We start from the raw sequence: 13,334 nt of genomic DNA, 5'->3' as shown, positions 1-13,334 counted from the left end.
CCCGGGGTGTCCCGACTCAGTAGTCGCGCCACTCGTCCTGCACGTATTCGAGCACCGCGGGATCCATCAGGGTGCTCGGCCGTACGTCGGTGCGGCGGCGGTCGACGGGGAACACGGTGGCCGCCTTCAGCACCGCCCCGTCCAGGTAGCGCAGCTTCGGCGTGTCCGGGGCGAGCCGCAGCGGCGGGGCCTCGGTTCCGGGGCGGGCGAGGACGAAGCCCCAGTTGCCGAAGCTCGGCACGTCGATCTGGAACTCCGTCGTCGCGTACCCGGCGGTCTCGATGGTCTTCGCGATCGACCAGTAGGTCTTGGGGGCGAAGAACGGCGATCCGCTCTGCACCATGACCTGGCCGTGCGGCGCCAGCACCCGGCGGAGCAGATCGTAGAACTCCACCGAGTACAGCTTCGCCAGCGACGCCGAGTCCGGGTCCGGGAAGTCGATGATCACCGTGTCGTACTGCTGCCGGGCCTCGCGCAGCCAGGTGAAGGCGTCCGCGTTGACGACCTTGGCCCGCGGATCGTCCAGCGCACCGTGATTGAGCTTGCGCAGCGGCTCGAAGGTGCGCGCCAACCGGGTCATCGCCGGGTCCAGTTCGACCAGGGTGACGTGCCGCACGCCCTCGTGGCGCAGCACCTCGCGCAGCGCGAGCCCGTCCCCGCCGCCCATGACCAGCACGTCGGAGTGGGGGCCGGACAGCGCGGGGTGGACCAGCGACTCGTGGTAGCGGTACTCGTCGACCGAGCTGAACTGGAGGTCGCCGTTGAGGAAGAGCCGTACGTCGGGCTCCCCGGTGAAGGCGGTGGAGCGGGTGACCACGATGTCCTGGTACTGCGTGGTCTCGGAGTGGATGATCGGGTCCGCGTACATGTGCTGGCGCGCCGTCACCTCCAGGTCGTCCGCCAGCACATACGTCGTACCGAGCGCGGCGAGCACCACGGTGACGCCGGCCAGCAGCCCGGCCTTGACCAGCCGGCCGGTCTGGCGGCGGAAGATGAACACCACCACGATGACCCCGGCGACCGCGTTGACCACGCCGACCACCAGCGCGCCCTTCAACTGGCCGAAGGTCGGCAGCAGGAACAGCGGGAAGCACAGGCCGCCGACGAGGGCGCCGATGTAGTCGACGGCGAACATGTCGGCGACGGCGCTGCTCGCCTCCTGGGTGCGGATGCGCTGGAGCAGCGTCATCAGCAGCGGGATCTCGGCGCCGATGAGCAGGCCCACCACCAGGGACACCACGATCATCGCGGGCATGTAGAGCTGGAGCCAGGCGAAGGCCGCGTACAGCATCAGGACGGACAGGCCACCGACCAGCGCGAGTACTCCCTCCACCACCGCGAAGGCGACGACGGGGCGGTGGCGCAGCGGTTTGGCGGCCAGCGAGCCCACGCCCATGGCGAAGACCATCACGGAGATGACCACGGAGGTCTGGAGCACCGAGTTGCCGATGAGGTAGCTGCCCAGCGCGGTCAGGGCCAGTTCGTAGACGAGGCCGCAGGCGGCGCAGAGGAAGACGGCGAGCAGCAGCAGGAACCGGGCCCCCCGGGTGTGCTGGCCGGCCGGGGGGCTCGGGGGCGCCGCGACGGCGCGGTCGTCCAGGGCGGAACTCATGGGGGGTGGCCTCGCGGTGGTCCTGGGAGGTGGTGGTCGGTAGCCCTAGGAGAGGGCCGCGCCGACCATGGCGGCGGTGCCCAGGTACATGCCGGCCTGGACCCAGGCGGCGGGGTGCGGCCGGTGGTCGTCGCCGTCGTCGAGGGCCACCGCGCCCATCTGGCCCGGCGTCAGCAGGCCGATGACGATGCCGACCAGCGTCATCACCAGCACCCCGGCCAGACCGTAGAGGAGCGTGCTGAACAGGCCGTATCCCAGGCCCTCTTCGGACTCGCTGGCCTGGATGGCCGACATGATGACCAGCCCGACGGCGACGGACTGGCTGCCGAGGAGCACGGCCGCGCCGCGGTTGCGGTCCCGCCACACCACGTGGAAGAGCTTGCCGGGCGTGACGAGGTCGAGGGCGCCGAAGCCGACGGCCATCACGGCGAGGCCCACGACCCCGTAGAGCAGGGCCTGCCCGGCCGACTCGAAGATCTCGGTCACTGCGTTGCCTTTCTGGAGGGCGTCGTCAGATGCGGGGAGGGGCGCCGGACGTCACTTGCCGGAGCCGGGGCCGCCGCCGCGGAAGCTGCTCGGGTTGGGCCAGTAGGTGAGGTGCTGGTGATGCCGGCGGTAGCCGTTGCGGTAGTCCTCGATCTCGATCGTGCTGCCGTTGCGGTACGGCGAGACGGTGACCATGTCGTCGCCGTAGCGCAGGAACTCCTTGCCGTCGCCGGACGCCCGGTCGAGGGCGTCGCGGTGGCCGTCGATCGCGTCGGCGACCTTGGCCGGCGAGCTGTCCCGGTCGAGCCATCCGCTCCCGCCGGCGGAGTACGTCTTGCCGATCCAGCTGCGCGGGACGCCGTCCTCCCCGTCGCTGGAGCAGGCGGAGAGCAGGACCGTGACCAGCACGGCCGCCACCGCCCCGGGAAGGATTCGGGCGCTGTTCATCGAGCCTCCAGCCGGCTGTGCGTCGATACGATGTGCCCGTCCTGCGGGTAGCTGTGCCAGGTGCGCCAGGCCAGCCCCGGGCCGGATCCCTCGTCGCACGCCTCGACGACCACCGCCGTCACCGCTTCCGGGGACCCGGGGAAGACCCCGCTCAGGCTGTGTTCCGCCTCGTCGGCGCGGCTCAGGGCGTCCGCGACCCGGGTGCTGAACTCCCCGGGGCCCAGGCATTCCGTGACGGCGCTGAAGTCGTACGTCCACCCCGCGGGCCGCCGGGTGAGCGTCGTCGGCAGTCCCCTGACCGCCTCGGGCAGGCACGCCACGGTCTCCCGCACCGGGCCCGCGAAGACCTGGTGGGACGCGCCGAGCAGCCTCAGTCGCACGGCGAGCCCGCCCACGGACACCTCGCGTTCGGCAAGCGCCGGCAGTTCGGTCAGGTCCAGGGAGAAGCAGAGCTGATCCGCGGCCGTATCCAGGAAGGCAGCTTGCAGAGATACGGCGTGCATGCGGCCCCCCGGTCCGATAGTGCTACGAGCGGCGCCGAGTATGACACATGCGTCAGCGATGACTGGAAGGCGGCCCTGGATCAGTCCCGGGTTCGTGCTTACAAGAGCGATTCATCCCTTACGTGCGGCATTTTCGGGCTCGTCAATAATCTGGCTAGGGAGGGAAAGCTCTCGGACGAGCAGGAGACCTTCCGCCACGACAACAACAGTTGGTACGACGCCGCGTACGCCGATCCCTCGACCGTCGACCCCCACGTCTACGACGACGAGATCAACCCTGGCGCGGCGGCATGGTTCAAGCCGTCCGCCACTCATCTCCTCGCTCGCGTCTCCGGCTACCTGGAGATCCTGTCCTCGCACGGTGTCGACTGCCGGGCTCTGCGTTCCGCGGGGCTGGAGCGCGCCCGCGAGGGATACAGCGTCGTACTGGGTGTCGAGACGAGTGAGGGGACGCCCCGTGACCGGGCCACACGCGTCCGTCGGCGCAGCGCGAAGAAGTGGCCGAAGGTGATCTCCTCCTCCCCGTCGGCACCAAAGCGGCAGACGTCCGACGTACCGGACTTCTCGACGGACGGGGCCTGGCTGGAATGCCAATGCGGGGCCGAAACCAACCGTCAGCCCCCAGCGAGGATTCAGTAGGTTGGTGCGGTGAGCGATCAACGGATTCTTGAGATGGCCTGGCGGCGCCTCACGATCTGGCTGGAGGCGAACGCCCCGGTCTCCTATGCCTCCCTACTGCCGCCTGTTCCGGAGCAGGCGATTGAGGCTGCCGACGACCGGCTGAGGCAGCATGTCGGCTTCGGGCTTCCCGCTGAGCTTGGCGCTCTCTGGCGGCTGTGTGGCGGTGTGGAACACCAGTACATCGAGGCCAATGAAGCAGAGGGCGAGGTTGGCTCGGGGGCGTTCCTGCCTGGCGGAATTCTGCTCGGCCCAGCTGAAGCTCTCAGGGCACGGCTGCCCGAGACCGGCCGCGGCGACTCGTGGGGCGCCCCGGTAGTGCCGTGGCTGACCGGCGACGAAGCCGGTCCCGAGTCCGGGCACTACGTGGGCGCGGTCGGCGTAGGCCGCTGGTCGATGCCGGACAACCTGGCCTGCGACAAGCCGGGCCATCCGTCGATCGCCGCCTATCTCGATGCCGTGCACCGCACGCTCACCGATGGGCCGGCCGATGCCATGGGCCCGGATGTGCCCGGCCTGGTGTGGGGCTGCCTGCTCTGGGACGACCCCGAGGCGCCTCTGCTGGACGATGCGCTGGAGCACTGGCACCCCGTCCATTGACCCCTGCGCCCGGGGCCCGCCTGGCCGGCGGACCCCGGGCAGCGGCGCCGTGGCTACGGCTTCTTCATCTCGCAGACGAGGCTCGCCGCGCCGGTGTTGCAGCCCCCGAACCACAGCCGCCCGGGATCGACGGCGAACGCGTCGCCGTCGATGACGCGCATCCGGGCCAGGAACTCATTGCCGTACTTGTTCATCGCGCCCTGGTTGACGTACCCGGACATCGAGGAACGGCCGCACTTCTCGCTGAATGTCGGTGCGTCGTAGCGGGTGTCGTCCAGGAGGTGTTCACTGCCGTCGTCGGCCTTGGCCGCCACGGTCTGGATGCACTCGCCGCCTCCGGCCTTGCCGGCAGGGTTCAGGCCGCCGGCGGCAGCGGGCAGTCCGACGGTCTCGTATGCCGAGGCGAACGGCACCTCGTCACAGTTCACCTTGTCCGGATTCGGCAGGGGAACCTGCGGACGGAACTCCGGGTGCAGGAAGGTCTTCGGATGAGGCACGAATCCCTTGGTCGGGACGTACCCGTCGGTTCGGCTGCCTCCGTAGTAGCCGCAGACCCGGGCACGGATCTTCTTCTTGGTCCACGTGGAGTTCACACGGCCGTTGTCCGCGTCGGGACGGTAGTGCATCGGCTCGGCGATCGTCCCCAAGCCCTTGACACCGGACTTGTTCTGCACCATCCACAGGTGAGCCGCTGCGGCCGGGTAACGGGCGGCATCCATCTGGTACTCGGGAACGTACTGCGTCAGCACACATCCCGGATCGCCGTAGGATGCGACCTTGTCGCAGCGCACATCGATGCCGGGTGAGCGGGCATCGCCGGCGTCGATGTCGTCGTCCTTGCCTTCGACCGGCACGTACTCGCTCTCCGGGTTGTAGACGAACCAGACCGGCAGCTCCCTGGACAAGCCGGCGTCGGTGGGGCCGACGCCGTCCGTGGAGCCGTCCCACTTGTGCGAGGCGGTACCCGTTGCCATGTGGGAGTCGACCGGGCTACTGTCGCCGCCACCCTCCCAGCTGAGGTCGCCGTAGAAGTCGAAGTTCCGCACGTCCCGGCCGTCAGTGGCGCCTTCGCACGCGCCGCTGAAGCACATCGAGTCGATGTGGGCGATGGGGTTGCCGTCACCGAACAGTACCGACCTGTCGTCCCCGGGGAAGTCGTTGTAGACCGGGTTCATCTGGATCCACGTCTTGATCGTCCCGTCGTGCGGGTCGGTCTTGACCTGGAAAGCGATCTCGAAACTGGCATGGTACTCAGCGGTCTTGACGCCGTGGAGGTAGTACTCCTTCCCATAGTCCAGGTCGTAGAAGACGCATGCTTCGTTACGGGTGATCAGCGACTTCTGGGCCTCGCCGGACAACGACGGCTGGCACCAGGAGCCGGTGACGATCGGATCGGGGTAGGTCGGGGCCCGCATTTTGTTCCGCTCGGCCAGTTCCTTCGCGGCCTTACGGGTTCCTTCGAGCGATCGCTCGTCCTTCGGAGTGATGGTGACCGTCTCACCGCCCTTGCTCACGGTCCGGGACGAGCTGCCCTGTTTCCAGTCCGCGTCCGGGTGGCGTTGCGGTTCGTTGAGGTACGCGGCGGCGTCGGAGTTGAGGTCCGGCTGCGGCAACTTGATGTCGATCTTCTGTGCGCGGTTGTAATCCCGATTCCCGGCGGTAAACCCGTAGTCCCTGATCGGGCCCACGTTGCCGGCCCGGTCCACGGTGCGCGTCTGTGTCACATGGTTGCCGTCCGCAGCCGGGGTTGCGGTGTATGAGGCTTCCGGTGCTAGGGCCCTGGCTGTAGGCGTGGTGGTGCGTACCGATGCCCAGCCGTGGTCCTCCGGGTCGTCCTCGTACGGGTCGAGGCGGTACTGCACCTCGTACGGGGACGCGTCGCCGGTCGTGACGTCGAAGGTGCCCGCGATGCCGGCGCCGCCGCCGCCCCAGTTCTCCGGGTAGGTGGCGGAGGTGATCGAGGCCGGCTCGCCGGGTGCGGTGGTGTCGACGACGAACTGGGTCCACCCGGACCAGCTCAGGTTGTAGTGGGTGCCGTCGTAGGGGTTGGTGCGGAACTTGTAGGTCCTTCCGTCCTTGAGCTGGCCAGCCGGTACGGTGACGGACGCCGGCTTGCCCGAGGCGACGAAGGCGGAGACGAGCAGGCCCTCCCCCGCCGGCGTGGCGATCGGGGTGTCGGTGGCGGCGTCGTAGACCTGGAAGGTGCCGTTGACGGTGTCACCGTCCGGGTCGGTGAAGGTGTCCCGCAGGGTCGGGGTGGTGGTGTTCACGGCCCACACCCCCGCGTACGACCGGAACGGGCCGCCCGCCTGTCGGTTCGTGCCGTCGGAGGGACGGTAGTTGTACGTCACCGACAGCTTGGGCTGATTGGCCGTGGCGTTCGCGGAGTTGACCCGCTTCCACGCGTCGACCGAGTCGGTGGCGGCGCGCAGGCCCATGTGACCGCGGGTGGCCTTGGCCGAGGCCCAGGTCTGCACGAGGGTGTCGACATCGGCGTTGATCCAGCCGTCCGGCTGCGTGGCCGCGCAGGACGGGTTGCCCTTGGTCTCGGTGGAGGAGTGGTACTGGTCGTTCCACGCGGGCTGGGCCGTCCACCGCGAGGACGTCGAGGGCGCGCCGGTGTCCCATACGGTCCAACCCTGGGCGGCGCAGTCGGTGTCGCCAGAGTGGAAGTTGTACAGCGCCAGGTTGGTGTCGACGATCAGCGCGTCCTGGATCGGCGTGGTGTTCCACGTGATGAAGGAGCGGGCAGTGCGCGGGGTGCCGTTGGCGTTGGTGGTGCCGGGGTTGCCGAAGTCGAGTTCGACATCGGTGGACCAGTCGACGGTCTCACCCTGCTGCACGTAGGTGTCGAAGGTGTTGGTCAGCGCGGAGGTGGACGGGTCGACGGTGACCGGGTACTGGGTGTCCGGGTCGGCGAGGAAACCGGCGTCCGGGGAGACGACCAGGTCGATCTCGCCGTTGCCCTTGTCGACGACCTCCATGTCGACACGGACCCGGTTGGTGTGCTCGCCGGACCTCTTGTCGACGGCGGAGTCCCACATCACCGGGGCGGGCATCACTGCGCGCCCGGCGCCGGTGGCAGCGTCGGTAAAGGTGACCGAGCCGTCGTTGTTCGCCTTCGCCTTCAGGCCCTTCGCCTTGACGGGGAGGGTGTAGGAGTAGGCGCCGGAGGGCCGCTCTCCGATCTCCACGAACTGCTCGAACCCGGTACGGGTGGCCTCGACGATGACATCGGCGCCGGGCACCGCGTTCTCGTAACGGGCGCGGGGACCGTCCAGCTCGGGCTCCGGCAGACCTCCCTTCCACCCCAGCGTCACCTGGTCGTCCCCGGTACCGAGGGTGACCAGGTCCCGGGCGGTGCCGTCCTGCGCGGCGCGCAGCGACTTGGGCAACGTGCCGCCCTTGCCGCCCAGCCGCAGACCGTTCGGATGCGCCTTGGCGGTGATGGTGCCGTCAGCGGCCTTGGTGAGGGTGGCGTCGACCTTCCGCCACGCGCCGTCCTGCCAGGTCCGCTCCGGACCGGCGGTCAGCTCGGAGGTCAGTGTGCCGTCCGGGTTGGCCACCGTGTAAGTGGTCGCCGACGTCTCGTCGGTGACGACGGTCTTCTTCCCGGTCCGCTCCGCCTCGGCCAGCGCCCACGCCCGCGAGCCCTTGGCGTGCGTGGCAGCCCAGGCCCGGTCCGACGCCTCGATGTCCGCCTTCGAGGGTTCTACGCCACCGACCGAGGATTCCCCGTCACCCGGGGTGGGGGCCGCGACGGCCTGCCCGGTCAGGGCGATACCGGCCTGCGCGGTCAGCAGTAGAGCGGCGATCGCCGCCACGTGTCCGAGGCGTCTGGGTCTTGGCCCCGAGCGGGATCTCTGGTGTTGTTGCACGGTGTACCGCGTCCTCCCTATGGAACTCCTGTGCGAAGAAGTGCACGAGGAGGGACTCTAGGAAGGGAGATCCACTCGGTGAATGAACTATCCAGCCGAGTAAGATCACGCCAAAATCGGCGGCGCTGGAACGGCGGAGCCGCCAAGAGTCCGCCGCCTCAAACGTAAGCAGCATCACAAGGCTCGCCTCTTCCCGACCCGCTCGTCGCCAAGGCTTGGCCCGTCCCGCCACCAGTCCGGCTTGCCACCTGCCTACAGCGGCCGCACCCTGCCCTATTCGGCCAAACCGCTCCGGGACACGCCATCCGCAACCGGTGCGAACCCGCCACAGCACCCCATCGAAACCGCCCGGATCTGGGACGCCCGCCCGGGCGCGCTGCGGTTGTTGCTGCGTGTCCACCCGGACTACGTGCGAATCCGGCCTTCTTGCCCAGGGTCCCGGCGAAGTCGTCTTGTAGCCCTGTGGCGTGGGGTTCTATGGGTGGACGGGGATGCGCGGACGTGTTCCGGTCCGGTTGGATGGAGGTTCCTGCGCCGTACCGTCCGACCAGGGGATCACGCCCCCGCTATGTCGTCGTCTCGCATCGCCGCGCCTGTTCGCACGCCTGTCGCAGTTCACGAGCTCCTCGTCCAGTTACTCGGCCGGATCCCTGATCCACACCGTGGCGGTGTGCGGTGGCGGCCGGAGCACGCGGGTTCACCGCGGACGCGGACCGCCTCGATGCGGTGCTGGGCGCCTGGGCGGTGACCAGAACCGCGCTCGTCGCGGACCGCAGGGTGATCGCCATCGAGGCAAGACCGTCGGGGGCGCACGCGACGGCGGCTCCTGCGCCCCGCACCTGGTCGCCGCCCTCCGATCAGAAGTCGTTGTTCGCACAGCTCAAGTCGCTTCCCTGCACGTCGGTACCCGCTGTCACCAGGACGGACCAAGGACACGGACGCCGCGTCACCCGCACGATCAAGGTCGACGACGTGCCGGCGTGGGTCGAGTTCAGCGGAGCCGTACAAGTCGCCCAACTGCGGCGTACCGCCACCAGGATGGGCCGACGGACCGTCGAGACCGTCTATCTGATCACCGGCGCGGACGCGGCCGCCGCCTCGCCGGTAGTCCTGGCCGCATGGGTGCAGTCGTACTGGCAGATCGAGAACCGCCTGCTCGTCGTCGCCCTCCTCGCCTTCCTCAACTGACCGCGGCCCCGCTCTCCCGCTGAGAGGGCGGGACGTCGACGGCCGACGGCTCGGACCAGCGAACGTCAGTGGACTCCTCGGACACGGTCAGCCGGCCGCCGACCGGACGGGCCAGGAAGCGGATGGAGAACTCCTGCCGTACCTCGCCGTCGTCGTAGGCGAAGACATGCCGGGGGTTCGAGTACGTGCCGACGATCCCGACCACTTCGACGTCGAGGCCGGTCTCCTCCCGGGTCTCCCGGACTGCGCACTCGGGGCGTGGGACACCCAAGGAGTGCCGACGTGCCACACGCTACCGCCCCGGTGGACCTCCAGACGATGCGCGAGACAGCCGCTCTGTTGCTCGCCCCTGACGCGGAGCCGCCGTCCCCGGAAGAGCTGAAGAAGCTGCATCAGATGCTCGATGGCATGGCACACGTGGCCATCCCCGAGAACGAGGTGGCAAGTGGCGGCCTCCCCAAGGACGACATCCCTCGTGCCTGCGCTCTGGCCTGCGTCGGAGAGGCCCGCATGCGCCTCCGGCTCCCGCCCGGCGAGACGTTCGAGCGTCAGTTGGCCCTCACGACGAAGCTCGCCTGCTCGGTTCGCGCGCTGGCCGACCACTGCCAGACCCTGGGCTGCGCCTCGTGAGCCTCAACGACTGGCCGGTGCCGCCGCCCTTCCTGTGGGCGGGCGAGCAGTGCTCGGAACTGCTGTGGCTGTGCGCGTCGGCGTACACCGCCGACGAGAGCGACCCAGGCCGGGACCACGCGGCGCGACTCCAGGTGACCCTGAGCCGTCATGTGGCGGACGAACACCCCGCGGACGTGCCCGAGCCGCACACCGACGACTGCCCGCAGCGCGAGAGCTACTCCCGTCGCGCTGATGTCCGTGACGAGAAGCTGTGGGCCGAACACCGCGCGCGGGGTCTGTTCCTGCCGCCCGTCGCCGCACGGCTGCTGTAGGCCCCCCAGATTCCCCGCCCCCTTCCGGAGGGCGGGCCACGCCTCCAACCGGAGGCGACGTCCACAACAAGGGGAAGAAGTGACCCTCGCGTTGGAGCATCCCGTGGGCACCACGGACCCCGCCGCCCTCGTCGGCCCCAAGGTGACCGACCGACTCGCCCGCCGCACGACGCCCCTCGTGCAGGACTCCAGCCGTCCGGTGTCACAGCCGGGCGGCTGGCCCTATGAGCGGAGCACCACGTGACAGACACGGCGATCGCGCTCGGCCACTGCGCGGTCGGTGTCGACGTGTCGCCGAAGCAGCTGGCCGCCGCACGCGAGCGGTGGGGTCAGGCGCCGGGGCTGGACCTGCGCCAGGTGGAGGCCGCCAACTTCCTGCGGGAGGACCGAGACGGCTTCGACGCCGTGTACTCGGTGTATGGCGCGGTCTGGTTCACCGACCCGGCTCGGTTGCTGCCTGCGATCCGTGAGCGGCTGCACCCGGGGGTCGGCTGGTGTTCTCCCAGCGCCCGCCAGCAGAGGGCCAGCCAACGATCTCCGTGGAGGTCGGAGGACCCTTGCCAGAGGTGGGTTTCAGCTCGCGCCGCAGGTGAGAACGTTCCTGCGGCCAGGCGCACGAGTGGGGCGGGTGGGACTCGAACCCACGGCCGACGGATTATGAGTCCGCTGCTCTAACCGGCTGAGCTACCGCCCCATAGCGGCGTGTCGCGTACAGGTGTGCGCGCCGTCTGCCGCAGCATAGCCGCTCATACGATCTCCTGCCTCGGATGGTCGGCTTCCACGGCTGCCTTCATGACCTTGAAGACTCCGCAGCGTGCCGCATGGTTCCCGGGACTTGAGAACACGTGAGGGGCACATGAAAAAGGACCCCGAAGGGTCCTCGTTCACGGTGCTCCCCCGACTGGACTCGAACCAGTAACCTGCCGGTTAACAGCCGGCTGCTCTGCCAATTGAGCTACGGAGGACCGAGCTCCCCGGACTGGACTCGAACCAGTAACCTGCCGGTTAACAGCCGGCTGCTCTGCCAATTGAGCTACCGAGGAATGTCGGTGTCGCATCGAACGCGTCTGCCTGGGTATTCGCCAGGGGGCGCGCGCTCGCTGCGACACATACATTAGCGCAAGCAGGGGGGTGCTCCGCCAATCGGTACTCGCCAGCACCCCCGGAGCCAGTGAAGGGAAGGGTGGCCGCCATGCGATACCGGCTCACGTTCGTCGTCGGACTAGCGGTGGGTTACGTGCTCGGCACGAAGGCCGGGCGGGAGCGTTACGAGCAGTTGCGGAAGTCCGCACAGCAGGTCGCGCAGAACCCGGCCGTGCGCAACACCGCGGAGTCCGCGGCCCAGCAGGGCAGGCACTTCGCCGACAAGGCGTACCACGTGGTGAGCGACAAGGTCGGCGACCGGATGCCCGACTCGGTGGCCCACCGGGTCCGCTCGCTGCGGGAGCGCGGCAGCAACGGCAGCGGTCCGGACGACTGGGGCACGAGCAACACCTGAGGCCCCCGGGCGGTACGGGCACCGCCCCCGGTGCGGCAGAATTTCGGGTATGGGGATAGTCGCCGGGTTGGACAGTTCGCCCGATTTCACTCGTATCGTCGTCTGCGATTCGGACACGGGTGCCGTGCTGCGCCAGGGCTACGCGCCGCACCCGCTGGAGAGCCCCGAGGGCGGGGGCCGGCCCGCAGACGTCGATCCGCAGGCCTGGCTGCTGTCCCTCGGGGAGGCGGCCGGCGGCGGGCTCCTCGAGGGAGTGCAGGCCATCGGCGTGTCGGCGCAGGCCAACTCGGTCGTGCCGCTGGACGCGCAGGGCAACACCGTGCGCCCGGCCATGGTCGGCGGCGACAAGCGCTCCCAGGTGGCGGCGGCCGACCTGATCGACGCGCTCGGCGGGCGTGAGGCGTGGGCGCAGGCGGTGGGCTCGGTGCCGCAGACCGGGCAGGCGGTGACCAAGCTGCGCTGGCTGGCGCGGACCGAGCCGGACGCCGCCGCGCGGACCGCCGTACTGCTCCAGGCCCACGACTGGCTGGTGTGGCAACTGCTCGGGCGGCCCGCCCGGCGGACCACCGACCGGGGCGGGGCCTCGGGCACCGGCTACTGGTCGGCGGCGACCGGCGGTTACCGGCCGGACCTGGTGGAGCTGGCGCTCGGGCACCAGGCGATGCTGCCGGAGGTGATCGGCCCGGCCGACGCGGCCGGCACCACGCCGGAAGGGCTGCTGATCTCCGCCGGCACCGGGGAGACCCAGGCCGCCGCCTTCGGGCTCGGGATCGGGCTGGGCGACGCGGTGGTGTCGCTGGGCGCGTCCGGGTCCGTGATGGCCGTCCACCCGGAGGCGCTCGTCGACCAGTACGGAATGATCACCTCCCTCGCCGACGCCACCGGTATGCACCTGCCGGTCGTCACCACCCTGAACGCCGTACGGGCCCTGCGCGGCACCGCCGAACTGCTCGGGGTGCCGGACCTGGAGAGCCTGTCCGAGCTGGCGATGAAGTCCACGCCGGGATCGCACGGGCTGGTGCTGCTCCCCTATCTGGAGGGCGAGCGGACCCCGAACCTGCCGCACACCGCCGGGACCCTGGCCGGCCTGCGGCGCGAGTCGATGCGGCCCGAGCACCTGGCGCGGGCCGCGTTCGAGGGGATGCTGTGCGGTCTCGCCGACGCCCTGGACGTGCTGCGCGGGCGGGGCGTCGACGTGCGGCGGGTGTTCCTGCTGGGCGCGGCGGCCGAGCTGCCGGCCGTGCAGGCGGCGGCACCGGCGCTGTTCGGGACGCAGGTCGTGGTGCCCCAGCCGGCGGACTACGCGGCGATCGGCTCGGCCCGCCAGGCGGCCTGGGCGCTGGGCGTCTCCCAGGGCACGCTGGACCCGCGCACTCCCCCGGTCTGGCAGGGCCCGGTGGCGCAGGTCCTGGAGCCGGGCGAGGAGCTGGCGGTGGGGCAGGCGGTGCGCCAGCAGTACGTGTCGGTGCGCGAGCAGACGCACCCGGGCGCGCTGTGAAG

The 13,334-nt window shown here is 69.9% G+C and carries 12 protein-coding genes, 3 tRNA genes and 3 pseudogenes; 9 read left to right on the top strand and 9 right to left on the bottom strand.

The window, feature by feature from the left end; all coding sequences use genetic code 11:
• Positions 1-16 precede the first annotated feature (16 nt).
• Genes B9W62_RS26480 through B9W62_RS26465 form a run of 4 tightly spaced genes read right to left on the bottom strand, consistent with a single transcriptional unit; the run spans position 17 to position 3,048 of the window.
• The gene (locus tag B9W62_RS26480) at positions 17-1,612 is read right to left on the bottom strand and encodes a polyamine aminopropyltransferase (RefSeq protein ID WP_087809497.1); all 1,596 of its coding nucleotides are present in this window, start codon (positions 1,610-1,612) and stop codon (positions 17-19) included.
• Between the two features lie 45 nt (positions 1,613-1,657).
• Positions 1,658-2,098 (bottom strand): DUF350 domain-containing protein, encoded by a 441-nt coding sequence (locus B9W62_RS26475; protein WP_087809496.1) that lies wholly within the window; start codon positions 2,096-2,098, stop codon positions 1,658-1,660.
• A 51-nt stretch (positions 2,099-2,149) separates the two neighbouring features.
• Positions 2,150-2,545, bottom strand: coding sequence for a DUF4247 domain-containing protein (locus B9W62_RS26470; RefSeq protein ID WP_087809495.1), 396 nt, complete (start codon positions 2,543-2,545; stop codon positions 2,150-2,152).
• Complete coding sequence (locus tag B9W62_RS26465; protein ID WP_087809494.1) at positions 2,542-3,048, bottom strand: DUF2617 family protein; 507 nt, start codon at positions 3,046-3,048, stop codon at positions 2,542-2,544. Before B9W62_RS26465 ends, B9W62_RS26470 begins: the two co-directional genes overlap by 4 nt.
• Before the next feature lie 75 nt (positions 3,049-3,123).
• Between B9W62_RS26465 and B9W62_RS26460 the strand changes: the two are divergent.
• Together B9W62_RS26460 and B9W62_RS26455 are read left to right on the top strand one after the other, a co-directional pair.
• Positions 3,124-3,438 (top strand): annotated as a pseudogene (locus B9W62_RS26460) (hypothetical protein); the annotation flags it as partial.
• Positions 3,439-3,696: 258 nt separating this feature from the next.
• Positions 3,697-4,326, top strand: coding sequence for an SMI1/KNR4 family protein (locus B9W62_RS26455; protein WP_179235682.1), 630 nt, complete (start codon positions 3,697-3,699; stop codon positions 4,324-4,326).
• A gap of 53 nt (positions 4,327-4,379) precedes the next feature.
• Here the strand turns inward: B9W62_RS26455 and B9W62_RS41135 are convergent, their stop codons facing one another.
• On the bottom strand, positions 4,380-8,150 hold the full coding sequence (locus tag B9W62_RS41135) for a DNRLRE domain-containing protein (protein ID WP_306426458.1): 3,771 nt from the start codon (positions 8,148-8,150) through the stop codon (positions 4,380-4,382).
• Between the two features lie 729 nt (positions 8,151-8,879).
• On the opposite strand from B9W62_RS41135, the gene B9W62_RS26440 reads away from it, so the two are divergent.
• Entirely contained in the window at positions 8,880-9,392 is a 513-nt protein-coding gene (locus B9W62_RS26440) for a hypothetical protein (RefSeq protein WP_179235681.1), read from the top strand.
• Here the strand turns inward: B9W62_RS26440 and B9W62_RS26435 are convergent.
• Positions 9,385-9,651: pseudogene (locus B9W62_RS26435) on the bottom strand (NUDIX hydrolase); the annotation flags it as partial. The gene B9W62_RS26440 and the pseudogene B9W62_RS26435 overlap by 8 nt on opposite strands.
• 23 nt (positions 9,652-9,674) lie before the next feature.
• On the opposite strand from B9W62_RS26435, the gene B9W62_RS26430 reads away from it, so the two are divergent.
• From B9W62_RS26430 to B9W62_RS40875, 4 genes and pseudogenes are all read left to right on the top strand, one after another.
• On the top strand, positions 9,675-10,022 hold the full coding sequence (locus B9W62_RS26430) for a DUF6415 family natural product biosynthesis protein (RefSeq protein ID WP_256976588.1): 348 nt from the start codon (positions 9,675-9,677) through the stop codon (positions 10,020-10,022).
• Positions 10,019-10,336 carry a hypothetical protein gene (locus tag B9W62_RS26425; protein ID WP_087809490.1) on the top strand — a complete coding sequence of 106 codons (318 nt, stop codon included), beginning with the start codon at positions 10,019-10,021 and terminating at the stop codon, positions 10,334-10,336. The genes B9W62_RS26430 and B9W62_RS26425 overlap by 4 nt, the downstream gene beginning before the upstream one ends.
• 103 nt (positions 10,337-10,439) lie before the next feature.
• Positions 10,440-10,580, top strand: a complete 141-nt coding sequence (locus B9W62_RS40310) for a hypothetical protein (protein ID WP_218781991.1) — start codon at positions 10,440-10,442, stop codon at positions 10,578-10,580.
• Positions 10,577-10,762, top strand: a pseudogene (locus B9W62_RS40875) (class I SAM-dependent methyltransferase); the annotation flags it as partial. The gene B9W62_RS40310 and the pseudogene B9W62_RS40875, both read left to right, overlap by 4 nt.
• 194 nt (positions 10,763-10,956) lie before the next feature.
• Here the strand turns inward: B9W62_RS40875 and B9W62_RS26415 are convergent.
• From B9W62_RS26415 to B9W62_RS26405, 3 genes are all read right to left on the bottom strand, one after another.
• Positions 10,957-11,030, bottom strand: a tRNA-Ile gene (locus B9W62_RS26415).
• Between the two features lie 198 nt (positions 11,031-11,228).
• Positions 11,229-11,301, bottom strand: a tRNA-Asn gene (locus tag B9W62_RS26410).
• A 5-nt stretch (positions 11,302-11,306) separates the two neighbouring features.
• Positions 11,307-11,379, bottom strand: a tRNA-Asn gene (locus tag B9W62_RS26405).
• A 149-nt stretch (positions 11,380-11,528) separates the two neighbouring features.
• On the opposite strand from B9W62_RS26405, the gene B9W62_RS26400 reads away from it, so the two are divergent.
• Positions 11,529-11,834 (top strand): YtxH domain-containing protein, encoded by a 306-nt coding sequence (locus tag B9W62_RS26400; RefSeq protein WP_016326153.1) that lies wholly within the window; start codon positions 11,529-11,531, stop codon positions 11,832-11,834.
• 49 nt (positions 11,835-11,883) lie between these two features.
• The gene (locus tag B9W62_RS26395; RefSeq protein WP_087809489.1) at positions 11,884-13,332 is read left to right on the top strand and encodes a xylulokinase; all 1,449 of its coding nucleotides are present in this window, start codon (positions 11,884-11,886) and stop codon (positions 13,330-13,332) included.
• Positions 13,333-13,334: the final 2 nt, after the last annotated feature.

This window comes from Streptomyces sp. CS113, from assembly GCF_002188365.1.
Lineage (GTDB): Bacteria > Actinomycetota > Actinomycetes > Streptomycetales > Streptomycetaceae > Streptomyces > Streptomyces tendae.
This window is presented reverse-complemented; position numbering and strand designations above follow the sequence as displayed.

Coding starts and splice junctions, on each gene's coding strand:
- B9W62_RS26395 (WP_087809489.1), top strand. CDS start 11,884: ATGGGGATAGTCGCCGGGTTGGACAGTTCGCCCGATTTCACTCGTATC.
- B9W62_RS26480 (WP_087809497.1), bottom strand. CDS start 1,612: ATGAGTTCCGCCCTGGACGACCGCGCCGTCGCGGCGCCCCCGAGCCCC.
- B9W62_RS26465 (WP_087809494.1), bottom strand. CDS start 3,048: ATGCACGCCGTATCTCTGCAAGCTGCCTTCCTGGATACGGCCGCGGAT.
- B9W62_RS26400 (WP_016326153.1), top strand. CDS start 11,529: ATGCGATACCGGCTCACGTTCGTCGTCGGACTAGCGGTGGGTTACGTG.
- B9W62_RS26470 (WP_087809495.1), bottom strand. CDS start 2,545: ATGAACAGCGCCCGAATCCTTCCCGGGGCGGTGGCGGCCGTGCTGGTC.